The sequence below is a fragment of the Mesorhizobium sp. M1143 genome (genome assembly GCF_040318435.1).
In the GTDB taxonomy this organism is placed as follows: Bacteria; Pseudomonadota; Alphaproteobacteria; order Rhizobiales; family Rhizobiaceae; genus Mesorhizobium.
Map to the genome: position 1 here is coordinate 1 of NZ_JAMYMJ010000175.1, position 1,366 is coordinate 1,366.

The following is a 1,366-nucleotide window of genomic DNA, read 5'->3' on the forward strand; positions in this document are numbered from 1 at the left end:
CCAGGTGCGAGTTGCATCTTGTCGAGCATGCTGACGAGGCTGTCGGCGATGATACCTAGCGGATGTGAGAACACCAACTCGGATAGGGGGGAGTCGCGCTCGTCCTGTTCGTGAGCGGCGACGGGTGCCAACTGGTCCCATAGCGCAAGGATCTTTTGGAAGAGGGGATTGTCAATCGCATAGGCGTGGCGCTCGACGATACGGGCAAGTTGGTGTGTGACGGGAGCAAGGGCGTCGCCCGGCAGTTGCGCGAGGACTTGCAAGACATTGTTTAAGGGCGGGCATGTCTCTGGCGCATGCTCGGCCTCGGGGGAAGCGTAGAGGCTCAGGAAGGGCTGCCAGCGATGCGACGGAAACTGCCCTTTAGCCTGCGCATCCCGTAGCGCCGCAAAGGCTCGGACGGGCTCGTTTCGGGCGAATACGCTCCACAAGTCGGCTTGTTCAATGCGATTGTTGGTCTCGAAAGCTTCAGCGCTCTCGAGCAGTTGGGAATCGCTGACTTCATCGAGTACTCGAATGTCGGCCGAATAGCCCGATCCTGACCAACTCGGATTATATAGGTGGGCGTAGATCGGCATTTGGCGGGGTAAGTCGGGAAAGGCACGATAGTAGCCATTCAGCCGCCGGCTCGCCTCGCGAGACAGTCGGCCGCCCGCTGTCCTGATACGAACGAGCTCGCGCGTGGTGTAGAGCGCCCGCGCATGATCTCGGTTTCCTCGCGTCGCGATGCGATGGATGACTTCGGGGAGCATGCCGGCCAAAATCGCACGCTCGATCGCATGTCGTGTCTCAGGCGCGAGGTGATTCCAGCGTTTGCAATAGAAGCGCACGAGCTCCGGGCTATTGTCGGACTGCCAATATCGCGTTCGGTTCGTGTCGAGCAGATAGCGTTCAACTAGGGTTGCCGAAGCGTTGTCGCCTTCGGTCGCAGCCCAAGCTGCGAGCCGCTTGAAGATCAGTGGGTCGCGTTCGATCCAGACCGTCGCAATCCGGCTCGCGCGTCGTGCGTCGCGGCCAGCCAGCCGTCGCCATAGACCAGTCATCATGCGAACGAGCGGTGCGAAGTGGTCGTTATGGGCGTCAGGCTCGTTAAGCCGCCAACTACTCTTGTGTCGATCATTTGGGTCGACGAGCCCTTCGTCGGCCTCGGGCGCATGAACCAGTGCAAGGTCGAAAGACATCAGGTCGCCATCCGCCTGAACCAGCCCGACGTCGCTCCCGATCTCTATGGCTTCACACAGGCTGCGATCGAGCGCTAGGAGCAAGCGTTCTTCGGCACGAACGTCTGTGGGCCAGCGATCGAGGTGGCGACGCCACTCGCGGTCGCTAGCCCGAAAGCTGAACTGGGCCATGTCGTGAACATTGG

Annotated in this window: 1 protein-coding gene; it reads right to left on the bottom strand. The window is 60.8% G+C overall.

Annotated elements, in window-relative coordinates:
• A partial coding sequence (locus tag NKH35_RS31730; protein ID WP_352917572.1) for a hypothetical protein occupies window positions 1-1,352 on the bottom strand: 1,352 nt, incomplete at its 3' end.
• Window positions 1,353-1,366: the final 14 nt, after the last annotated feature.